Origin of the sequence: Vibrio sp. V08_P9A1T1, assembly GCF_963874405.1 — a bacterium.
In the GTDB taxonomy this organism is placed as follows: Bacteria; Pseudomonadota; Gammaproteobacteria; order Enterobacterales; family Vibrionaceae; genus Vibrio; species Vibrio anguillarum.
The window spans coordinates 21,505-43,454 of the sequence record NZ_CAWNIB010000294.1 but is presented as its reverse complement, the minus strand read 5'-3'; the positions used below and the strand labels follow the sequence as shown (position 1 = coordinate 43,454).

18 protein-coding genes are annotated in these 21,950 nt (G+C 45.3%); 10 read left to right on the top strand and 8 right to left on the bottom strand.

Annotated elements, in window-relative coordinates:
• Window positions 1–138: 138 nt before the first annotated feature.
• Window positions 139–1,008 (top strand): LysR family transcriptional regulator, encoded by an 870-nt coding sequence (locus tag AACT21_RS15055; protein ID WP_026027359.1) that lies wholly within the window; start codon window positions 139–141, stop codon window positions 1,006–1,008.
• Window positions 1,009–1,031: 23 nt separating this feature from the next.
• On the opposite strand, the gene AACT21_RS15050 is transcribed toward AACT21_RS15055, so the two are convergent.
• Complete coding sequence (locus AACT21_RS15050; protein WP_094164525.1) at window positions 1,032–1,259, bottom strand: glutaredoxin family protein; 228 nt, start codon at window positions 1,257–1,259, stop codon at window positions 1,032–1,034.
• A gap of 165 nt (window positions 1,260–1,424) precedes the next feature.
• On the opposite strand from AACT21_RS15050, the gene AACT21_RS15045 reads away from it, so the two are divergent.
• The 3 genes from AACT21_RS15045 to AACT21_RS15035 all read left to right on the top strand — a co-directional run bounded on the left by AACT21_RS15045 (window position 1,425) and on the right by AACT21_RS15035 (window position 3,246).
• Window positions 1,425–1,928, top strand: a complete 504-nt coding sequence (locus AACT21_RS15045; RefSeq protein ID WP_010318598.1) for a M48 metallopeptidase family protein — start codon at window positions 1,425–1,427, stop codon at window positions 1,926–1,928.
• Entirely contained in the window at window positions 1,928–2,962 is a 1,035-nt protein-coding gene (gene rlmF / locus AACT21_RS15040) for a 23S rRNA (adenine(1618)-N(6))-methyltransferase RlmF (RefSeq protein WP_094164524.1), read from the top strand. Before AACT21_RS15045 ends, rlmF begins: the two co-directional genes overlap by 1 nt.
• A gap of 62 nt (window positions 2,963–3,024) precedes the next feature.
• Window positions 3,025–3,246 carry a hypothetical protein gene (locus tag AACT21_RS15035; RefSeq protein ID WP_013856654.1) on the top strand — a complete coding sequence of 74 codons (222 nt, stop codon included), beginning with the start codon at window positions 3,025–3,027 and terminating at the stop codon, window positions 3,244–3,246.
• 22 nt (window positions 3,247–3,268) lie between these two features.
• Here AACT21_RS15035 and pilW read toward each other — a convergent pair whose 3' ends face one another.
• Entirely contained in the window at window positions 3,269–3,982 is a 714-nt protein-coding gene (gene pilW, locus AACT21_RS15030; RefSeq protein WP_094164523.1) for a type IV pilus biogenesis/stability protein PilW, read from the bottom strand.
• A gap of 145 nt (window positions 3,983–4,127) precedes the next feature.
• On the bottom strand, window positions 4,128–5,069 hold the full coding sequence (metA, locus tag AACT21_RS15025; protein WP_013856656.1) for a homoserine O-acetyltransferase MetA: 942 nt from the start codon (window positions 5,067–5,069) through the stop codon (window positions 4,128–4,130).
• Between the two features lie 137 nt (window positions 5,070–5,206).
• Between metA and AACT21_RS15020 the strand changes: the two genes are divergently transcribed.
• Window positions 5,207–5,581 carry an ATP-binding protein gene (locus tag AACT21_RS15020; RefSeq protein WP_026028306.1) on the top strand — a complete coding sequence of 125 codons (375 nt, stop codon included), beginning with the start codon at window positions 5,207–5,209 and terminating at the stop codon, window positions 5,579–5,581.
• Between the two features lie 4 nt (window positions 5,582–5,585).
• Here AACT21_RS15020 and AACT21_RS15015 read toward each other — a convergent pair whose 3' ends face one another.
• From AACT21_RS15015 to AACT21_RS14995, 5 genes are all read right to left on the bottom strand, one after another.
• Window positions 5,586–6,722, bottom strand: coding sequence for an ABC transporter permease (locus tag AACT21_RS15015; protein WP_013856658.1), 1,137 nt, complete (start codon window positions 6,720–6,722; stop codon window positions 5,586–5,588).
• Window positions 6,715–7,863 (bottom strand): ABC transporter permease, encoded by a 1,149-nt coding sequence (locus tag AACT21_RS15010; protein WP_017044820.1) that lies wholly within the window; start codon window positions 7,861–7,863, stop codon window positions 6,715–6,717. Before AACT21_RS15010 ends, AACT21_RS15015 begins: the two co-directional genes overlap by 8 nt.
• Window positions 7,864–7,868: 5 nt before the next feature.
• Complete coding sequence (locus AACT21_RS15005; protein WP_017042989.1) at window positions 7,869–8,843, bottom strand: HlyD family secretion protein; 975 nt, start codon at window positions 8,841–8,843, stop codon at window positions 7,869–7,871.
• Window positions 8,840–10,273 (bottom strand): TolC family protein, encoded by a 1,434-nt coding sequence (locus AACT21_RS15000; RefSeq protein WP_094164522.1) that lies wholly within the window; start codon window positions 10,271–10,273, stop codon window positions 8,840–8,842. Before AACT21_RS15000 ends, AACT21_RS15005 begins: the two co-directional genes overlap by 4 nt.
• A gap of 144 nt (window positions 10,274–10,417) precedes the next feature.
• Window positions 10,418–10,672: a hypothetical protein gene (locus tag AACT21_RS14995; RefSeq protein WP_013856662.1), complete on the bottom strand. Its 255-nt coding sequence runs from the start codon at window positions 10,670–10,672 to the stop codon at window positions 10,418–10,420.
• A 360-nt stretch (window positions 10,673–11,032) separates the two neighbouring features.
• Between AACT21_RS14995 and AACT21_RS14990 the strand changes: the two genes are divergently transcribed.
• From AACT21_RS14990 to pulA, 5 genes are all read left to right on the top strand, one after another.
• Entirely contained in the window at window positions 11,033–12,652 is a 1,620-nt protein-coding gene (locus AACT21_RS14990; protein ID WP_094164521.1) for an ATP-binding protein, read from the top strand.
• Window positions 12,649–13,329: a response regulator gene (locus tag AACT21_RS14985; RefSeq protein ID WP_013856664.1), complete on the top strand. Its 681-nt coding sequence runs from the start codon at window positions 12,649–12,651 to the stop codon at window positions 13,327–13,329. The genes AACT21_RS14990 and AACT21_RS14985 overlap by 4 nt, the downstream gene beginning before the upstream one ends.
• Before the next feature lie 157 nt (window positions 13,330–13,486).
• A complete protein-coding gene (locus AACT21_RS14980) occupies window positions 13,487–14,266 on the top strand; it encodes a substrate-binding periplasmic protein (RefSeq protein ID WP_013856665.1) in 780 nt (259 codons plus the stop codon).
• Window positions 14,267–14,290: 24 nt separating this feature from the next.
• A complete protein-coding gene (locus AACT21_RS14975; protein ID WP_026027355.1) occupies window positions 14,291–15,265 on the top strand; it encodes a chemotaxis protein in 975 nt (324 codons plus the stop codon).
• Between the two features lie 488 nt (window positions 15,266–15,753).
• Window positions 15,754–21,795: a pullulanase-type alpha-1,6-glucosidase gene (pulA, locus tag AACT21_RS14970; RefSeq protein WP_094164520.1), complete on the top strand. Its 6,042-nt coding sequence runs from the start codon at window positions 15,754–15,756 to the stop codon at window positions 21,793–21,795.
• The last annotated feature ends 155 nt before the right edge of the window (window positions 21,796–21,950 follow it).

The window sequence follows — 21,950 nt, the reverse complement described above, 5'->3', positions numbered from 1 at the left end:
CGTTATGTATCTGTGATCACAGTAGCAGTGGCTTGGTGATTAATAAAATATATTAAAAATATCGTCGTGATATATAAAATATATCCCAACCTCGTTGGACGAATCTCGCTTCGTTTGATTCTGTGGAACCATAACGCTATGGATACTCGCCATCTAAAACATTTTTCGGCTGTGGTTCAATGCGGCAGCTTTACTTTAGCAGCCCAGCAACTGCACATTGCGCAGCCAGCACTCAGTATTTCGATTAAAAAATTTGAGCAGCAATTAGGGGTTGTTTTGCTAAAAAGAGATGAGCGAAAAGTGACGCTGACCCATGAAGGGCAAGTGTTATATGAACACGCCACTCGTATTTTGCAGCAACTTGAAGATGCACAATTGGCGATGGATGAGCTTAAAGGGCTCGTCAAAGGCGAAGTGAGGCTCGGCGCACCGAGCATGATGGGATCCTATTTCTTTCCAGAAATTGTAATGGCTTTTAAAAGTCACTTTCCCTTGCTAAAAATGACGGTGATAGAAGCGGGAACTCAGTCGATTAGAAAAATGTTGCTCAGTGGTGAGCTAGATATTGGTGTGATCCTCAATCATGATCTTCCTCCGGATTTAGAGGTTGATCCCCTCTTATCATCGCAAATGGTGGCGGTAGTGGGGAAAGAACATGAGTTAGCACAACGAGAATCGATAGATTTTAAGACCTTTTTTGAGCATGAATTGGTAATGTTTAAGCCCGGTTATTTCCACCGCGACTTCATTGATAAAGTGTGTAAAGAGCATAAGCTCAGCGCACATTTCTCTTTTGAAACCAATCTGTTGCCAATGATTTTAAGTATTGTCAAACATGAGTACGCAGTGACTGCGTTATTAGAGCTTGTAACGGAGCATGAACCGGATGTACGAGCGATCCCTTTTGAACCGCCAGTCTGGTTAGATTTAGCCCTCGCATGGCGCAAAGAGGGCTATTTGTCTAATGCCGACCGTACTTTTATTGAATTTGTGAAACAGTACGTGTGAAAGAGGCGATGTGTATCGTTCGATTAACTTTGATAGATTTTTTCAAAGTTGTTTGGGTTCCAGCCAATCATAATCCGATCACCAATTTTTAAAGCCGGTACACTGCGCGCGCCGATCGCATCCAGTTCCTTCCGGCCGCGTTGCATTTTTGCGTTACATAAGCGGTAGGGGATCTGTTTGGCGTCAAGATAGCGCTGAGCATCTTTACAGTACGGGCATTTATCTTTGACGTAGAGCACAATACGTTTCATCCAATTCACTCATTAACCGAACATAAAGGGCGGCAAGTTTACCCACCGAGGCGCTGAGTTTCAACTCTCTCGGATACGAAGCCTTGCTCCTTGTGATTGGAAAGATGAAACGCAGGCTTGATTCAGTTACACTTAGCGCCTTTTTTATGAGTCAGTTGCTGGGCTATGCATCCATCTTTTCGTTACATACAAAACTATCCGCCTCATCTCGTGTCACAAGTTGAACAGTTGATCACGGCCGGTAAATTCGTTAGTTGGTTTGAGCAACGCTACCCACAGCGCCATTCGATTCAAAGTGAAAAAGCGTTGTTTAACTACGCGATTGATCTCAAAAATCAATACATGAAGAAAACGGCGCCGATCAGTAAAGTGGTGTACGACAATAAAATCCACATTATCAATAACGCACTAGGGTTGCACAGTTATGTTGCCAAAGTGCATGGTGGGAAAATCAAATCTAAAAATGAGATCCGCATAGCGAGCATGTTTAAAGAAGCACCGGAGCCGCTGCTGCGCATGCTAGTGGTACATGAGCTGGCTCACATCAAAGAGAAAGAACACAACAAGGCTTTCTATCAACTGTGTTGCCATATGGAACCGAATTATCATCAGCTCGAGTTTGATGCACGATTGTTTATGATGTATCTCGATTTAAAAGAGGAGCAGTAATGTCAGCCAAAGCGAAGCCGCAGAAAAGCCAACCAGAAGCGAGCCATAAAAAACCTGCGTTAAAAGCAAAGCAGGGGTTACATCCTCGTAATCAGCATCAAGGACAATACGATTTCCCCGCGCTGATTAATACACTGCCTGCTTTGAATCCCTTTGTTATTCGCAACCCGAGTGGTGAACCGAGCATCAATTTCTCCGATGCGATGGCGGTGAAAATGCTCAACAAAGCGTTATTGGCACATCATTATCATGTGACACATTGGGATATTCCCGCTGGGTATTTGTGCCCGCCGATCCCCGGTCGAGCTGATTATATTCATCGCGTGGCCGATCTGCTGCTAGATGAGTGCTCAGCAATCAAGCATGAAAAGGTTCAAGCACTTGATATTGGGGTCGGAGCGAACTGTATTTATCCGATCGTGGGTGTGGCAGAGTACGGCTGGCGCTATGTTGGTAGCGATATTGATCCTATCTCTATTAAATCCGCCAATCTGGTGGTTAATAGCAACGCTTCACTCAATGGGCGTATTGAATGCCGTTTGCAGAGTGATGCAAAACACATTTTTAAGCAGATTATTCAAGAAAATGAGCGTTACGATCTCACAACGTGCAACCCGCCTTTCCACGCGTCACAAGTAGAGGCGCAGCAAGGCAGCGAACGTAAGTTGAAAAATTTACAGCGTAATCGAGTCAAAAAAGGTCAAGAAATTGCGGGGCAAGACGCTAACAGAAGTAAGGCGGTCACGCTCAACTTTGGTGGACAAAAAGCTGAGTTATGGTGCCCCGGTGGTGAAGCTGCTTTTATTAAAAACATGGCCTTTGAAAGTCAACACTACGCTCAGCAAGTGCTGTGGTTCACCACATTGATCTCTAAAAAAGAGAATGTACGTTGGATGCAAAAACAGTTAGATAAAGTGGGTGCTGCAGTGGTGAAGGTTGTTGAAATGCAACAAGGGCAAAAAGTGAGTCGATTCATCGCATGGAGTTTCCAAAATGACAGTCAACGCAAACAATGGTTAGCGGCAAAGTGCTAGGCTGACTGCGTTGATTGACTATATTGGTCAGTGAGTTGAGATAGCAATAGAAGGAGTAAGGTATGGACTTTGACCTTTATTTACCTTGCCAACCTGACTGGATCTGCCAGCCCTTCGCTTATCTGTTTGCCTTGCTTGCGATGATTGGGCTTGGGTTTTTTATTCGTATTATCTATCGCGAATATCAAAAAATTCAGCGCGCTCAGAAAGTCAGACGTCTTCGCCGTATCCACTATCGTGATCGTCCTGGTGGCAAAGACGGTAGACCCACCAATATCAAATAACCCTTACCCTAGTAATACGATGTTAGGAAAAGGTATCGAGCGCCGCTTGATATTTTTTCTCTAACGCTTTATTTCCTGCCTTTTTCTCTAACTCTACCAATAATTGAAGCGATGTTTTTTGGTTACCGTAGCGCTGATTAAATTGCATCAAGCGAATGCGAGCTTGCGTGTATTGTTGAGCGTCAATTTCCAATTTAGCTAATTGCAGCAATGAACGAGCTCGATTAGGGTCATGGTCTAATGTTTTTGCAAAATAGTAGCGCGCTTGTTCTTTATTGCCAGATTTTAACGCGCAAAAGGCTGCGTTCTCATAGCTTGCTGGGACAAGGTAATAATAGGGTTGAGCAATGGCGCGGTTAAAATATTCATCGGCTTTTTGATATTCGCCCTGCTTGCACAAAAATGTGCCGTAGTTATTGAGAATATTGCCATTTTTTGGATGAGCGCGAAGCGCGGTTTGATAGGTTTTACGTGCGGCCTCTGTTTCACCGACAGTTTCGTAGTAGTGAGCCATCGCAAGTTGCGATCGATAGTAAGTTGGCGCATGTTGTGTGGCTTTTTCTAGGTTCTCACGCGCTTTGCTCATGTTGCCATTTTCTAAATAGCCTAGGCCGAGCGCAATGCGAGATTCGGCCATTTCAACCGGATCCGCTTTTACTTCAGGCTCACCCTTTTCGTTCACGGTGACACAGGCCGATAACGTGAACATTATCAATATCATCAGTACTTTTTTCATTATCTGCAGCTCCTAAATCGCTTAGACGCATGATAAGGAAATCAGAAGATCGAGGGGGAAAGAGCAGAGAAGAATGCGAGTCAGTATGCACTATGTTTGATGAAAACCTGAACACCTCATTACTGAGATGATCAGGCATGAAACACTAATCGTCTTTGGTAAATTTATCTTCGCTAAAGTGTTCAAGGTCGTAAGGTGTTTGTTGGTAAACACAGTAGTTTAACCAGTTTGCAAACAGCAAGTGACCGTGGCTTCGCCAACTGGCGACTGGTTTATTATCTGGATTATCATTGGGGTAGTAGTTGACTGGGATTGCGGGTTCCATCCCTTCACCTAAATCTCGAATATATTCACCATGCAGTGTATGTGCGTCGTACTCAGGGTGACCTGTGACAAACACGTTACGTTTGTCTTTGGTTGAGGCTAAGTACACACCCGCAACATCAGAGGTGGCGAGAATATCTAAATTCGTATGTTCGGCTAAGTATTCTGGTGAGAAATCAGCATAACGAGAATGGGGCGCTAAAAAGGTGTCGTCAAAGCCGCGTAATATCGGATGAAAGGGATGGTGGATTTCATGATGATAAACGCCCGATAATTTTTCTTTGCGAGTTCGTTTGGGTAGATTGTAGAGCAGTTTTAGCCCCGCTTGCGCTGCCCAGCAAACGTAGAGTGTGGAAGTGACGTGATTTTTAGCCCATTCCATCACGCTTTTTAAGTGTTCCCAATAAATCACATCTTCAAATTGAACCAACCCCAAAGGTGCTCCGGTGATGATGAGCCCGTCGAAGTTGCGATTTTTTACCATCTCAAATTGACGGTAAAAGTTCTCCAAATGCTCAGTGGGGGTATTTTTACTTGGGCGCTCATCAATTCTCAGTAATTCAATATCCACTTGCAGCGGAGTATTGGATAACAGGCGCAAAAACTGAGTCTCGGTTTCGATTTTCTTCGGCATTAAATTCAAAATCAAAACTTTCAGTGGACGGATGCCCTGTGTGGCGGCACGTGTTTCTGACATCACGAAAATGTTCTCATGACGCAGTACATCACCGGCAGGCAGTTGGTCGGGGATCTTAATCGGCACAGCTTTCTCCCTAAGCTATTTTTGGACGTCTATACTGCCGAACTTAACTCAATCAAAACCAGATGTCGATAGCAAAATGAATCTTGCTGTGAAATTGGTTACTATTGGATATCCGTTTACTTACCTGTTGGATACACATGGCGTTAACCTTAACTTTGATCAGGGGATTACCCGGCTCAGGCAAAAGCACCTTAGCAAGGACGCTACATGCAAAGCATTTTGAAGCGGATATGTATTTTATCAATGAGAAAGGCAACTATTGTTATCAGCCAGATAAAATCGAGCAAGCTCATCGGTGGTGTCAACAGCAAGTGGAGCGCTGTTTAGCGCAAGGTGAGGATGTTGTTGTGGCGAATACTTTTGTTCGACAGTGGGAGATGCGAGCTTACCGCCAGTTGGCTAAACGTTACCATGCAACCTTAGTGATTAATGTTTGCCGTGCGCAATACCAGAATGTTCATGGTATCGATGATGCCACTGTTGAGCGTATGCGTCAGCAGTGGCAGGAATGATTAATTAACGCTTCCGCTGGAGTTGGTAAAAAGCAAGGGCTCCCCAACCAAACACTTGCACCCACAAGATCCCCCACTGAGTGCTGATTTGATCCCATGATGCGCCCATTTGGTTCAAACTGAGAAAACTCTGAATGGCAGGCGTACTTGGAAAGAGGTTGGATATCCAAATGATAGGGCGTGGAATTGCTTCTAACGGCCAAATAAAACCAGCTGAAAAAATCAGTGGCATTGAGCTGATTAATACCACTAACGTCACCAATTCTCGCCGCGGTGTAACTGAACCAAGCCAAATGCCGCATAGGCAAGAGGCCAGTAAGAAAGGCAGTAGAAGTAGCAATAAATGCCCCGCACTGGCGAGGGTGTTGACACCATGTGAGGTAAAACTGGCACCAAAGTAGTACATGCTGAGTAGATAATAAACAGCAACAAGGACAATGCTGCGTACCAATATTAATCGTAGTGGTGTGGTATGACTCCAATAGCCATTTCCGTGCTTTTGTGTTCCGCCCATTAATCCTGCCGCCATGATCATGGTTTGTTGTAAGATCAAAACAAACACCGCTGGGACAACGTAATCAACATAACCCATGCGTGGGTTAAAGGTCGGTTTTAGGTTGATGCTTGTGGCGGAATAGTGCTGAGCGGCCAGAGAAAGCGGTTCTCCTTCCATCACTAAACGTGACACTTTACTTTTCGCGGCTAAGGTTCCACCAGCTTGCGATAAGCCCTCAACGATGGTGCCGTACACTAGAAAGTAAGAGGCATCGCCAGCGTAGGCCAGTGTTGGACTTTTCCCAAGCAGTAGGTCTTTATAAAAATGTTCAGGAATCACTAAAATACCGCTAACTTTGCGGTTAAGAAACGCCTGCTTGGCATCTTCAATGGTACTGTCTCGTTGAATCACTTTGACTTGTGGCGTTGCGTCAACCATGCGTTCTAGTTGGTAACTGGCTTGGCTTTTATCGAGATTGACTATCGAGAGTGTCTGCTCGCGTGGAGTTTGCTGCGTATAAGGCAAAGGGTATAAAAAGGAGTAAAAAACCACGCCACCAAAGACAGTCAACAGCACCACAGGGTTAGTGAATAGCGCTTTTAGCTCTGCTTTCAGTAGAGCAATGAATCGCGTAGTTTCAGTCATGGTTGATTCGCTCGGCTTGCTTGTGTTTACGGATAAGAATCAAAGTGAGCAGCAGCGGCAATGCATAGCCCAGCATTGGCACTAAATACTTCAGTGATGACAACAGCTCAGCGTTATAACTCACTTGGCTTACTTGCACTTCAATGTAGTGACTCACTGGTAGCAGGCTTCGCCACCACTGCGCTAGAGTATTCATATCCGTCACTGGGAACGTAATGCCCATAAACGCAAAACTTGGTGCGGTAAAAGCGCCAGCAAAACTCATCGCTCTTGCCGGATCGAGTGTTAGAAAGAAAAAGAGTGCGCCCATGATCATACAGGCGAGCGTCATTGCAAGTTGTGCGATAATCAATAGAGCAAAACTGCCGTGCATTGGCCACATTAATATTTGATAAAACCAGATTAAAAAACCAATCCCTTGCAACATAAAAATCGGCAGATAACGCATCAATGTTAGCGTTAAAATTCGTAATGGCTTTTCTCCAAGCCACGTTTGCAAACCAAAGTGACGATGGTTTGCTGCCAAAATCATAATGGTACTGACCACGACAACGATTTGCCAAAGAGCGGGTACAACCGCCGAGACTAAAAATTGCGCATAGTTTGTATTGAGATTAAACAGGGGCGTAATCTGTGTCCTGATTGGTACGGCTCGCCCCATCGCACTCAATGTGGTTTGTTGGCTAGTCGCTAGGTTTTTTACGACATCCACTTGGGCATTGAACGTACTTTGTGCTTGAACAATAGCAGAGTTGATCAATCGTCCAACCAAAATGTATTGGCTATTGAAGAAGGTCGATACTTGTGGCTGCTCACCACGAAATATTGATTTATCAAATTGATACGGAATGACAACGTACGCGTAAATGTCACTTTCAATTAACGCAGTTTTGGCTTGATTGACATCTTGGAACTGGTGCGTGACTGCCATGGTCGAGGTTGCATCGAAATCTCTTATCAATTGACGTGACAATTGGCTGTGAGACAAATCGACCACGCCAATCGGCAGATCGCGCACTATCCCTTGTGAGAAAATCCACCAAATACTGAATGCCAATACTATTGGTATCCAGCTTAGGCTAGACAATAGCCAAGGGTCATGGCGCAGCAGAGGCCATTGAGGGCGAACCTGAATCGACATAAGGCTTATAGCTCAACCACTAAACTCATTCCCATACGCAAACCTTCGACAGGCGTGGTAGGGCGAGCTTCGATTTCAAAGGTGCGTAAATCAAACCCTTGTGAGGCGTCTGTTGATCGCCATGTGGCGAAATCACCCATCACTGCAATGTGGGAAACGATAAATTCTACTTTGGCTTCTAAAGCAGGTAAGTAAGCCGTAAATGTTGTGCCTTTCGTAAAATGCTTGAGTTGATCTTCGCGTACGTTGAGCACCGCCCATGAGTCTTGGGTATCCACGACAGTCACGACAGGGAAGCCCTGTGGAGCCAGTTCGCCGCTTTGCAGCAGTACTTGGGACACTTCACCGTCAAACCAACTCTCAATTTTAGTGTCCGCGGCATAAGCTTCAACTTCCGCTACGGCACCAGCAGCCATACGTTCTTTTTCCGCGGCAGCGAGTTTAGTTTCAGAGCGTGCGCCTTCTTTGGTCATTTGATACATCTGAAAAGCGGCGCTTTCAGTATATTTAGCGGCCTGCCATTGGGTATTCGCTTCATCACGTTTTTGTTCAGCGACGACACCATCACGGTAAAGATTATTGACACGCAAATAGGTCTTTTCCATTAAATCCGCTGCGGCTTTGGCTTTAAGCCATTGATCTTTTGCCGCTTGGATCTGCTGATCGCGTGCGCCTGTTTCTGCTTCTTTAGCCAGTGCGCCCGCCGCTTTTTGACCCGCAATCGCTTGATCTAATTTAGCTTCAATTTCAGGGCTGTGCAGCGTGAAAATGAGCTGGCCACGTTCAACGCTATCGCCTTTGCGCACCAGTACCTGATCAATACGGCCGGGAACTTTTGAGGAAATACTGTATTGTTGAGATTCAATTTGACCTTGTAAGCGGACAGGTTTAGGTTGAGATGCTTGGTAAAAGCGATAGCCTACCCAAGAGATCGCCACCACAGCAGCAAGAGCAATCAGTGTTGGTTTTACGGCTTTCATAAGGCATCCTTTTGAGCAGGTGATTCGTGAGTCATTGATGAGTGCAACAAAATCGCTGATTGTGTGTAGATAGGGAAAGTATTCATTTCACTGGTCAATGCCAGTAACTTATTTAAAGAAAGTAAGTAGTTGAAGCTGGCTAATGACTGTTGCGTTATACTCGCAAGGTAGAGCTCTGCATCCACTACATCTAAAGACGTTGCTAAACCCTGACTGAATGCCTTTTGGCGTAGGTTCAGGTTTTCATTAGCCAGTGTGAGACTTGAGTTTAGTCCCATCACTTCTTCCAATGCTTGTTCGGCTTCCAAATAGGTTTTTTCCACCAACACGCTCAAATCTTGCTTAGCTTGCGCCTTTAAGTAACGTACTTGTGAGACTGCGCTGTGCGCTGCTTTGACTTGATCGCTGCGACCCGATGTTTCAATTAACGGAATGTTGACCCCAACACCCACTAACCAATCCGGTTTCATTTGGCTGGCCAGCGAATCGTCTTCATGTAGGCTGTAATCACCGTAAAGGTAGACTTCTGGATAGTATTTGCCTTTTTCAGCTTTGATCAAGCTGCTTGCTTGCTTTTCTTTTGCTTCAAGTAGTGCCAAGCCCGGATAGGTATTGAGCGTTTGCTCCACAAAAACAGAGAGCGGCGGTAAACGGTCATTGACAAACAGTGAACCACTTGGCTCGACTTTTTCTGTTTGACCTAGAATTTGGGTTAGTGCGCTTTGGGCAATATCTAAGGTTTTTTGTGCTTTTTTGCGTTCAACCGTTGCTTTATCTAATGAGGCTTCAGCTTGTAGCCGTTCCACATGGGCAATTTGTCCTTGTTGCTCTAACTTTAGTGCATTATCACGGTGCTTGGTTAGCCCTTGCTCAACGGCTTGGCGAGTCACTAAAACCTCTTTTGCCAAAAGAACACTAAAGTAATATTTGCTCAAGTCTTCATAGCGCGCTTGTGTTTCCATTGCGAGCTGGCTTTGTGCTTCTTCTTTTTTACCTTCCGCAGCGGCTTGTGCGGCGCTGATCCGTCCGCCTGTAAAAATGGGCCAAATAGCGCGAATCGAAGAGCTGAAAATATCACGTTCGGTGATGGTTGATGTGATGGAGCCAGCACTGGCGAGTATTGGTCCTAAAACTGGCCCCAAAGATGATGGGATAGATTGCCCAGTGCTATCGAATATCTGCTTTCCTGACAAAGTAACATCTTGGTCTAAACGCGTGTAGTTTGCACCAATAGAAACAGCAGGCAAATTGAGACTGTCTGTGGAATTTTCAATATGCTGATAGCGTTCGACATTTGCCCGCCCAGCGGCAAGTGAATTATTGCTCTGTTGCAAAAGATCCCATGCTTGTTGAAAGGAAATCGGCGCGGCGAAAGAAGGGGCTGCACCAAGCAGAGTAAAGACGAATAGGCTGAGTGTTTTCGCTTTCATGCTAAGCTCGAGTAATAATAATTAGAGTTAATGCTCTAGTTTTTTGCTGCGGAAGTCAACAGTGTGATGGGTTGAAATGTCGAAACAACAGCAAGTGATATGCGCTAGCATGAAGCGCATATCATCAAAATTCAATATTTAAATTTAATACTTATGGTAAGAAGGGCAGAGATAATCGGCCCGCCAAACCAATTTTTTACTACCTCTCACGTTTGTACTACCTTGCATCGTGGTCAGCACGTCCTTACCCGACATCTGCGGGAAAGCGAGTAGCACTCTCAGGTCATCATTTGACTCAGTCGCTATTTCTTCATAAGCCCGAACGTGAGTAAAGGTTGACTGTAAATGGTTAAACAGCATATCTCGGGAAAGGCAAATTCCAAAGGCATCGCGTTTCATTGTAAGTGTCCTTCTGACAATGTTATGAATGGAATCGATAGCAATTGGTATGGTTATTATAGGGCTATCTTTTTGTGAGGTTTCCTCATCATCTTCTTCACTGCACAATTAGTATACAAATGCTTTGGCATTATAAGATAAAATTTTTCTAAAATAGGTGTGATATAGATCACGAAACAATCATGATAATTTTTTATAAAACCTTGTGCATATTCTGCTTGGCAAGTCTTCGAAATAGATTGCAATAAAACGAACCAAAATGGTGCGTGGAATGCGTAGTATTGTTCACAGTTATTCGTTTCTCTCTTCGCTCAAATGTTAAATAAGTGTTAGCTTGTATGCAGAGTTAAAGAGGGATTTATGGTGTGGAGTAGTATCAGTTTTCGTAAGCGTATGCTGATCATAATGACCCTTTCAGGGTTGATTGAATTACTGCTGTTAGTTGCCGCTGGTTTTGTGTACATCAAACATTCTCAAGAAGAAGAGATGGGCTTAAAGGCCTTAGGGGTTGCTTCATTTCTTGCTCAAACTCCATCAGTGGTCGATATGCTTGAATCTGGTAGTGGGGTGGATCACCAACAGCGTTATCGAGAGTTAACAAAATTAATCGGTGCAACCTTCATTGTTATCGGCGATCAACATGGGATCCGCTTAGTCCATCCTGTTGATGAACGAATTGGTCTTCCCATGAAAGGGGGAGATAATGATCAAGCTTTGCTACATGGTGAGTCATACGTTTCTTTTGCTCAGGGTTCATTGGGTAAATCCGTGCGTGGAAAATCGGCGGTAAAAAATGCCCAAGGACAAATCGTTGGTGTGGTGTCAGTTGGTTACTTAATAGAACGACTACAAGATAAAATTGAACCTTTTCTCATCTATCTAATTGGGATGGCACTGCTGGTAGTGCTGGCGAATGCTGTACTTTCCAGCTACGCCTCACGCCGTTTTCAGAAAGCGATACTCGGTTTTGAACCAGAAGAGATTGGCCGATTGTATGTCGAACTCGATGTCACCATGAGTACCTTAAAGGAAGGCATTTTAAGTATTGATGAGGCGGGTATTCTTCGTTCCATTAATAAAAGTGCGTGTGAGATTTTGGCGATTAACCGAGAGAAAGCGCTTAATCAACCACTTTCTCTGTTTCTGCCTGAAAGTGATCTCATGAGTGTTATTGAAAGTGGCACGCCTGATCACGACATCGAGCTGTACCTCAATCAACAGCGTCTGATCGCCAATCGAAGTCCGATTATTGTTGACGGTAAAGTGGTTGGGGCGGTGTCCAGCTTCCGCCTCCGAGATGAAATCAACGAGTTAACTGAGCAACTCTCCCAAACCAAAGAGTATGCTGAAATGCTTCGCTCTCAAACTCACGAACATCGCAACAAACTCAACACCATCAGTGGGCTTGTACAGATGGGAGAGCTGGAAGCGGTTCAGCATTTAATCGGCCAAGAAACGGCTCATTACCAATCGCTCATTGAATTTCTACGCGAGACAGTTAGAGATCCACTCATTGCTGGAATGCTGCTGGGTAAAACTGAGCGGGCTCGTGAACTCGGTTTGGAGTTAGTCGTTGAAGAGGGATCGCGTCTAGAACCTTTGCCGCAGCGTATCAATGCCGAAGATATCGTCACTATCTTGGGTAACCTGATTGACAATGCATTTGATGCGACACTCACGATGATCCGCAATGAACAACGGGTGACACAAGAACGACGCATCATTGAAGTGTCACTCAGCGATTATGGTGCCGAAATTATTCTTGAAGTGGATGATAAAGGGTGTGGTTTACCCGAACAAATGTCGCCACAGCAATTATGGCAAAAGGGAGTCTCTAGCAAAGCAAAACATAACCGAGGTGTGGGTTTACACCTGGTAAAACAGTTAGCTGATCGCTATCAAGGGCAGCTAGAAATGAAAAGTAATCAAGATGTTGGAACAAGAGTTACGGTTTATCTGCCTAAGGAAGAACAAGTATGAATACCCGTGTCATGATCATTGAAGATGATATCGCGATTGCGCAATTACATCATCGTTACCTGACACAAATTGAGGGATTTGAAGTCATTGGCATTGCAACGACTCATGCCGATGCCCAATTGCAGTTAGATATCCTCAAACCCGATTTAGTATTGCTGGATGTTTATCTACCGGATGGTACGGGGCTCGATCTCTTACAGAAAGTTCGAGGCAATAACCAAGGCTGTGATGTAATTTTGATTACTGCAGCGCGCGATGTTGAAACGCTACAACAGGCAATGCGTGGTGGCGTAGTTGATTACTTGCTCAAGCCAGTCATGTTTCCCCGTCTTGAATCGGCATTGAAGAAATACCAAACCCAACAATTAGAGCTGGGCTCCGTGGCTGATGTTGACCAAAACGTAGTTGATAAAATGTTGACAGCCAATACCAGTGAGCTTCCCACTCATCTGCGTCTTCCCAAAGGAATTGATGGGGTTACGCTAGACAAAATACGCCATCTTTTTAATACACCATGCAGTTTGACCGCGGACGAAGCGGGAGAAAAAATTGGCGCAAGTCGAACCACGGCAAGGCGTTATCTGGAATATTTAATCAGCAGTGGTGAGCTAACCGCCGACTTAAATTACGGCACGGTTGGTCGCCCGGAGCGTTGCTATAAAAAAGTTGTGCGTTAGGCCGAGAGATTTAATGGGTTAACCGCATGAAATTTAATGCTATTTAATCACGTCGTTCGTATTGTTGATGATGAATGCTTGCGATCAACTAGACGGCGTTTCAAACCCCATCTAAAGTTTAAGGACAAAAGGCAGATAACATCATGTAGGAGAGAGGATGAACGTAATCAAATATCTGCGTACTATTCTACCTATGTGGCTAATCAGTGTGTTGGCATCATCACCTGCTTATCCCGCTAGTCTTGAAACACTAACGTATTATACAGAGGCCTATCCCCCTTTTAATTTTATGAATCAGGGCAAAATCACTGGAATTTCGGTTGATTTACTTCAAGAAGCCGCTAAATTCTCAGGACATGACGTATTATTGAGCCAGATCGTATTGCAACCGTGGGCTCGTTCTTATCGCTCTACCATTTTGAAAAAAGACGGAGTACTTTTCTCGACAACAAGGACGTCACACAGAGAGGAATTATTTCATTGGGTAGGCCCAATTGATGACATCAAAGTTTCGGTAATTGCACGTAAAGGCAGTAATATCAAACTTGGGGAACCTTTAGAAATTACCTCCTATAAGATCGGGGTGATAAAAGATGACGTCGGCGAACAAATGCTGTTGCAATATGGTGTTCCGAGAGACTCAATGCAAGAAGCAACGGATGTCACTATGTTGGCAGAGCAGTTAGTGAAAAAGCGTATTGATTTGATTGCATACGATGAACGGTCAGCCCATTGGTGGATAAAACAAGCAGGATATGCCCCCGATCAATTTGAAACACTTTATGTGTTAAAGCAGGGATTACTTTACTATGCTTTTAATAAAAATATAGACCAAACACTATTAGACGATTTACAAATGGGTATTGATAAAGTAAAGAACACGGTTAATGAAGACGGTGTTAATCGATATCAAGCCATATTAAACAAATACCAATAACCATTCTTAAGATTAGTGACCAGTATGAGCAACCCAAGTAGTACAATTTTGACAGAGAGTGGTACCAACGAACTTGAGATTATTGAGTTCCATTTAGAAAAGGTACTGCCAGATGGACGCACGAAAACCTGCTATTACGGCATTAACGTTGCGAAAGTTAGGGAAGTGATACAAGTTCCTGATACCACCGATTATCCCAATGCTCAGCCGCATATGATCGGTGTATTTTCGTCACGTGATGTACTGACTCCGTTAGTTGATCTTGCCGGTTGGCTTGGTGTGCCTACTAATCCAAGCCTTGATCGAAAGTTTGTTATCGTGACGGATTTTAACCGCATGACCAATGGCTTTTTGATTGACAGCATTAGTCGTATTCACCGTATTTCTTGGAACGATGTTGAATCGCCGAGTCAGTTTTTAGAAGCGGGTGAGCAAGATTGCGTCGTGGCGGTTGTTCGCAAAGACGGCAACCTGATCATGATTTTGGATTTTGAGAAAATCATCGCTGACATCAACCCTGAATTGAGTATGGAAAAATACGATGTCACGGTGGACAGATCGGTCGACCTCAACCAAAAAATGATCAGCAAACGTAATGCGAAAACCATCATGGTGGTGGATGATTCGGCGTTTATCCGCAGTTTAATACAAGACACATTAAGCTCTGCAGGCTACAACATTATTGCGTGTAAAGACGGTGGTGAAGCCTATGAGAAATTGATGGAAATTGAAAAAGTAGCCAAGTCCGAAAACGTACCCGTGACAGAGTTAGTGAATGCGATAGTAACGGATGTAGAAATGCCGCGCATGGATGGTATGCACTTGTTGAAGCGCTTGCGTGACAGCGAAACTTATAAAACAACGCCGATAGTGATGTTCTCCTCGATCATGAGTGATGATAACCGAGCAAAAGCCTTAGCACTGGGTGCTGATGATACCTTGACCAAACCCGAAATTGGCAAAATGGTCACCCTGATGGATAAATATGTATTTGCTTAACCTTTATACTCTTCCCACTTAGAGTTGTTTGGGTATAGCGGTCAGTCTGTGACCAATTAAGGAGAGTCTCATTTGAGGCTCTTTTTGTTTTATCACAATTTTGAACGCTAAGCTCAGCGGCGCGAATAGCGAGTGATGAGTAAGGAGAGATGGGAGGAAGATCAAACTCTATTAGATTGGTCAAAATGTAATATTCTTTCACACTTTATCATTCCTCATTCTACGCTTTGTCTTTCCGATCACGTTTTTATCTTGCTCTCTCTGCTTTCCTTTCATCTCATTTACCCTGAGCGTGAGTGAACTCTGTGTTTTTCTTCTCCTCCCTTGGCTCTACGCCCTGAGAGCAAAATGGCAAGGGGGAGGTAATTGGCGGTGTCAAAATTATAACGTTAGCTTAGGTAGATATAGACATATGTCTACTGATTTATAGGTTTTCTGCCAGCAGTGAGAGCAGGACGAGCACTAACGTTATAAAACGGATTACAACAATGAAAACAAACCTAACGAGAATGACTTTAGCGTTTGCTTCAATTGGTATGCTAGCGGGTTGTAATGACTCGTTAGACGTTCAAGTCATGGATGGGTATTTAACCAATGCCCAAGTTTGGCTGGATGTGAACGGCAATCGTCAATTTGAACAAAACGAACCTCAAGCGTATACCGACCAAAAAGGTATCGCAAAAATTAACGTGGCGGGGCTGCGTGGTGACGTAAAAAATTATTATCTGATGGCTTCTGCTATCAAGGGAAAAACCGTTGACCAAGATATTCCCACCGTCAAAGCGGCGCGCAATTATTCAATGATGGCGCCAGCAAATTATCCGGTGATCAGCCCTTTTACGACTTACCTCAGCGTGCAGATGCAAAATGGTAAGCGAGAGAGTAAAGCGTTGGCTGAGCTGAAAAAGGCGCTGCGTATTCCAACTTTGGATGTCAAAGCGGATTATGTCGATAACCACATCTTGGTTGCTCAATCTGCTAAAGCGCTAGCGCAACTGCTACCTGCTACTATCGATGACTCCAGCTTGCCTGAATTGGCCAATACCTTGAAAAAAGCCAGTAAACGGTTTGGCGATGAGATCAAAAAAGCGCAGCGAGAAAAGAGCGATATTCGCGATAAAACACTGATGCTTGAAAATGGTGAGCCTGTTATTGGCTTTGATAGCGATAGAGATGGCGTAGCCGATTTGATTGACCACTTTCCTTACGACATCCAAGAGAGTATTGACTCCGATGATGATGGCATTGGTGATCACGCAGACCTAGACGATGACAACGATGGCTGGCCTGATGAAACTGAATGGCGATTAGGGACAGATCCTTATGACGCCTTAAGCTTTGCTGCCGATCTCGATGGCGATGGCATTGCGGATGTCGAAGATGATGATATTGATGGTGATGGGTGGAGCAATGCCGATGAAGCGCGTTTAGGAACGGACGCCAATGATGTTTCAAGCGTTCCTGCTGACCTTGATAGTGACGGTATTGCCGATAGCGAAGATGACGATATTGATGGTGACGGCGTGAGCAACGCGCAGGATGTATTCCCACGAGATCGCTTAGAAAGCCTTGATACCAATAACGATGGGCTAGGGGATTTTGCCTCAAGCGACGATGACGGTGATGGCATCCCCGACAGCATTGATCCACAACCGAAACAGGCGGATAACTCGACAACCGAGCCGACCCCAACTTATCAAGAAGCGATCATTTACTACCTGCGTGATGACAATAATTATGACGGATGGGGACTACACCTTTGGAACAACGGTAGCTGTGATTCTGTTTCTGAATCTGCGCTTAATGGCGTGGATTGGGGAAATCCTTACTTAGCCTCAGAAATCGACCCGATTTATGGAGCGATATATCGCATTCCACTTAAAGCAGAACATGGCAACTGCATGAACTTTATTGTGCACAGTGGCAATGATAAAGCGCTGGGCGGCGATGATTTAGTGCTGGATTTTGTCAAAGGCAATACGCTTTATACGCGCCACGGTAGTGCGGTGTTGAACTATTCTCCGAATGAGCAAATTCAAGTTGCCATTGAGGGCGCAGCTGCACATTGGCTTGCGGTAAATCAACTGGCGTGGTTCGATCACAGCGAAGCGGCAAGCTATGAGCTTTGGAGCCGCGCACAAGGCAATGGTGATATCGCCCATCCTGAACAATTCATTCATTACCCATTAACCTTGTCAGGCGTGACCAATAATGCGCATTTCCCACATTTAGCGGGTCGAACAGCCTTCAGATTGGATGTGAGCAATGAACAAGCTAAAGCGCTGTTGAAAACTCAGCTGCTTACAGTGGCGAGAGATGCTGAAGGCAAAGTACTGGTTGCAACAAAAGTACAGATCCCAGGAATAGTCGATAATCTTTACACGGCGGGCAGCGATGATGCCGATGAAGCGAAACTTGGCGCTTGGATAGACGGTGATAGCGCGCATTTTGCGCTATGGGCTCCGACCGCGCAGCAAGTGGAGTTGTATCTGTATGATCAAGATAAAACCCTTCGCAGTACCTCCCCTCAGCCGATGGTTGAAGATCCCAACACCGGAGTTTGGCATTATCAAGGTGAGCGCTCGCTGAAAAACAGTTTCTATCGTTACCGCGTGCAGGCCTACCATCCTAAAACGGCGCAACTTGAATGGATGATGACGACCGACCCGTATTCGCAGTCGCTCAGCACATCCAGCCTTTATTCTCAATTGGTGGACTTAACCGCAGCAGAGTCAAAACCGGACGATTGGGATACTCAAATTATTCCTGAACTGAGTCATCCTGAAGATAACATTCTTTATGAAGCACACATTCGTGACTTCAGCAACAGTGATAGCAAAGGAACAGCGGAATACAACGGTAAGTACCTCGCCTTCTTGGAAGAAGAACGTGACAGTGTTGCGCACCTGAAAAGTTTAAAACAAGCGGGTTTAACCACCATTCACTTACTGCCAAGCTATGATTTAGCGTCGATTCCGGAAGATGAGCAAAAGCGGGTCGATCTTAATGATACGGTCGCAAAACTGTGTGGTATTAACCCGCAAGCGTCGCTCTGTTCTGATGGCACGTCGATGAGCGCGACCATACTTTCTTTGTTGGAAAAAACCGACCCGGATACACCGCAAGCACAAGCATTACTTGCGGATGTTCGGCCGCTTGACAGCTTCAACTGGGGTTATGATCCATTCCATTACAGCGCGCCAGAAGGCAGTTATGCGGTGCAAAGTGATGGTGTGTCACGGGTGAAAGAGTACCGCCAAATGGTGCAAAAACTGCATCAGCTTGGTTTTCGAGTCGTGCAAGATGTGGTCTACAACCATACCTACTCGTCAGGTTTGTATGATAAATCAGTACTGGATAAGACCGTGCCCGGTTATTACCACCGCTTGAACCCCATCACAGGTGCGGTTGAAAATTCTAGCTGCTGTGACAATACCGCTTCAGAAAACCGTATGTTCGAGAAACTGGTGGCCGATAGCGTCACGATGTGGGCGCAAGATTACAAAATCGACGGTTTCCGTTTCGATCTGATGGGACACCTGATGAAATCAAGCATGCTCAAGATTTATGAGGCGGCGAAAACGGTTGATCCTGACACTTGGTTCTATGGTGAAGGCTGGAACTTTGGTGAAGTCGCCAACGGTGCCAGAGGCGAAAATGCTACGCAATGGCCAATGGCTGGAACGGGAATAGGGACTTATAACGATCGCTTACGTGACGGTGTGCGTGGCGGTGGTCCATTTGATAGCGGTGAGGCGCTATTAACCACTCCGGGTTTTGCTAATGCAGGTGATCGATTTAGTGATGAGCTGAAATCGAAAATGGACTTAATTCGCTATGGCATGGCTGGCAATTTACAAGCCTATCCATTGCAAACCGCCAGCGGCATGACAGTACTTGGCCGTGATTTCCAATACGGTGGTCAAGGCGCGGCTTATACACTTGACCCACAAGAGTCGATTAACTACGTCTCTAAACACGACAATCAGACCCTGTGGGACTTCAACCAATATAAAGCAAAAGCAGAAACCAGCTCAGCGGATAGAGCGCGCATGCAGATCATTGGTCTTGCGCCAGTAATGCTTGGGCAAGGTGTTCCTTTCTTCCATATGGGCTCAGAACTACTTCGCTCAAAATCGATGGAGCGCGACAGTTACGACAGTGGTGATTGGTACAACCGTGTTGACTTTAGCAAGCAGACCAACAACTGGAATGTCGGCTTGCCAAGAGCAGATAAAGATCAGGCCAACTGGAGTGCGATTCAAAGTGTGATAGCCAACCCCAATACGGTGGCTTCCGCGCAAGATATCGCATGGACAGATAATGCCTTCAAAGCCTTGCTGGCGATTCGTGCGCAAACACCGTTGCTCAAGCTAATCTCTGAGCAAGAAGTGTTAAATCGTGTTCGTTTCCATAATACGGGGCCAAATGCGCAGCCTGGCATGATTGTTATGTCGGTTAATGATGGTGTTTCAGTTGGTGCGGATCTCGACCCTAACGTTGAGGCCATTGTTGTCGCCATCAACGCCAATAGCGTTGAGCAAAGTGTGGTTATTCCGAACGCGCAGCGCTTTGAATTACATCCTGTTTTACGCACAGCACGAGATGTGCGTGTTAAAGCGAGCCAGTTTAACAATGGCCGCTTTACCGTTCCAGCCTTAACGGCGGCAGTGTTTGTGATGCCACAGCAGGGCGAGCAGGGTGCTGGCTTAAGCATTGATGCGCCACCAATTGATGTTGCACCTTATGGTTCAACCACGGTGTACGTGCGTGGTTCGATGAACGGTTGGGGAGTTTCAAATCCATTATCCTATCAGCAAAATGGTCTCTACATGTTTGAAGGTTATCTGACTCCCGGAGTGTATGAATTCAAAATTGCTTCTGAAGATTGGAGCACACTAAACCTTGGTTTTGGTGGCTTTAGTATCGCTAGCGGTTCCGCGACATTGGAAAATGCAGAAAATGGCAATATCAAGCTTACCGTAACAGAGCAAGGTGTTTGGAAGTTCACACTGGATGCATCCAACACATCGCAACTGGTGGTTGGCGTTGTGGATATGGGTGTTGACTACGCGTGTTATCAAGACAATAACCCCGCTTGTGATTTGCGAATTTATCAAGTGATGGTGGAATCCTTTGTTGATGGAGATTCAAACGCTGATTACGGCGTTGGTTACGGCAACTCGCACCACCGTGGTGATTTGCAAGGCATCATCAATAGCTTGGATTATATTGCTAGCTTGAACGTTAATGCGTTGTGGTTAACGCCAGTATTTGATTCCTGCGCGGGTCAAAATGGCGATGATAAGCTTGACGCTACTGGCTATTTTGCGTGTGATTATTTCAACGTAGATCCTAACTTTGGCAGCAACGCTAAGCTAAAAGAGCTGATTGATAGTGCGCATGACAAAGGGTTGTACGTGTTATTGGATGGCGTATTTGGCCACACCAGCTCTGTTGGCGTGAAAGCGTCACCGAGCGGCAAGTTACCTCAGCTTCATGACGGAGAAAGTAGTTATCCGGGCAAGTTGGTCACTTATCCTAGCCAAGCGAGTGAGGCATTTTTCACTGAAGTTGCCAGCTACTGGATCCGTGAGTTTGGCATTGATGGCTGGCGTTTAGACCAAGCGTATCAAGTCCCGCTTGAGAGTTGGCGTTCGCTGCGCGCGGCGGTTGAACAAGCATCGCAAGATAACCTCAATGCAGGGAAATCCTGGGGCACATTAGGCTATATGGTCGGTGAAGTATGGCAAGGGGCTGATGACATTACCCTAACTGCGTATGGCAGTGATGCAAACCCAGCGCTCTCCTCAGCCTTCAACTTTCCTTTACGCTATGGTGTAATGCAAGCACTAGCAGTGGAAGAATCTGGCGCAAGCGGTAGCGCTCTGAGTCTAGAAGCCAGTTGGAATAACCGAGCGAAATCGCCTTATCACGCCATGCCAAATCTAATGTTAGGTAATCATGATTTGGTTCGCTTTGGTGACCTGATCCAACGAGGTAATTTAGGCGATTATTATGTGCGACATCTTGCCGCGTTCAGTTTTCTTGCTGCTTATTCTGGGCCAATCACGCTTTACTATGGTGAAGAGATTGGGGATGAAGTCGAAAACTTTGCAGCGCAAGTGACACAAAATTGTGCCGCTGTTGGTTTGTGTGATGATCACGTTGCTCGTTCTAGTGGCAAAGTAGATGGTTCAAGCTTGTCACCACAACAGCAAGCGCTGAAAAACAGCGTCAGTCAACTAATGCTACTGCGCAGCCAATACCCGTCACTGGCTAAAGGGGAGCGGCGTAATGTGTGGATTGACGAGAGTTTGTACGCGGATCTTAAAGTGTACGGTGATGAGCAGATCCTCTATGTGCTGAACACCAGCACCGCGGAGCGGAGATTATCTCTTGATATGGGAAGCGTAAAAGCTGCGACTCAATTGAAGGATTTAATGACTGAAGAGACGATCGCCACGCAAATCGGTACAACGACAATCATCGTTCCGGCTTTAACTGGTCGCTTACTTCGACTGGATTAATCGTTAAAGCAATAAAAGCTCGCTACGGCGAGCTTTTTCCTTCTCTACTTTTTCCTACTAAGGCTCTCATTAATGAGCCTCTCGTTTGATCATTGTCCATTGACAGAAAACACAAGTTGCGACATTTCACTCATTGGCGTAGCTTATCAACCTGA

Coding starts and splice junctions, on each gene's coding strand:
- AACT21_RS15055 (WP_026027359.1), top strand. CDS start 139: ATGGATACTCGCCATCTAAAACATTTTTCGGCTGTGGTTCAATGCGGC.
- AACT21_RS15050 (WP_094164525.1), bottom strand. CDS start 1,259: ATGAAACGTATTGTGCTCTACGTCAAAGATAAATGCCCGTACTGTAAA.
- AACT21_RS15045 (WP_010318598.1), top strand. CDS start 1,425: ATGCATCCATCTTTTCGTTACATACAAAACTATCCGCCTCATCTCGTG.
- rlmF (WP_094164524.1), top strand. CDS start 1,928: ATGTCAGCCAAAGCGAAGCCGCAGAAAAGCCAACCAGAAGCGAGCCAT.
- AACT21_RS15035 (WP_013856654.1), top strand. CDS start 3,025: ATGGACTTTGACCTTTATTTACCTTGCCAACCTGACTGGATCTGCCAG.
- pilW (WP_094164523.1), bottom strand. CDS start 3,982: ATGAAAAAAGTACTGATGATATTGATAATGTTCACGTTATCGGCCTGT.
- AACT21_RS15020 (WP_026028306.1), top strand. CDS start 5,207: ATGGCGTTAACCTTAACTTTGATCAGGGGATTACCCGGCTCAGGCAAA.
- AACT21_RS15015 (WP_013856658.1), bottom strand. CDS start 6,722: ATGACTGAAACTACGCGATTCATTGCTCTACTGAAAGCAGAGCTAAAA.
- AACT21_RS15010 (WP_017044820.1), bottom strand. CDS start 7,863: ATGTCGATTCAGGTTCGCCCTCAATGGCCTCTGCTGCGCCATGACCCT.
- AACT21_RS15005 (WP_017042989.1), bottom strand. CDS start 8,843: ATGAAAGCCGTAAAACCAACACTGATTGCTCTTGCTGCTGTGGTGGCG.
- AACT21_RS15000 (WP_094164522.1), bottom strand. CDS start 10,273: ATGAAAGCGAAAACACTCAGCCTATTCGTCTTTACTCTGCTTGGTGCA.
- AACT21_RS14995 (WP_013856662.1), bottom strand. CDS start 10,672: ATGAAACGCGATGCCTTTGGAATTTGCCTTTCCCGAGATATGCTGTTT.
- AACT21_RS14990 (WP_094164521.1), top strand. CDS start 11,033: ATGGTGTGGAGTAGTATCAGTTTTCGTAAGCGTATGCTGATCATAATG.
- AACT21_RS14985 (WP_013856664.1), top strand. CDS start 12,649: ATGAATACCCGTGTCATGATCATTGAAGATGATATCGCGATTGCGCAA.
- AACT21_RS14980 (WP_013856665.1), top strand. CDS start 13,487: ATGAACGTAATCAAATATCTGCGTACTATTCTACCTATGTGGCTAATC.
- AACT21_RS14975 (WP_026027355.1), top strand. CDS start 14,291: ATGAGCAACCCAAGTAGTACAATTTTGACAGAGAGTGGTACCAACGAA.
- pulA (WP_094164520.1), top strand. CDS start 15,754: ATGAAAACAAACCTAACGAGAATGACTTTAGCGTTTGCTTCAATTGGT.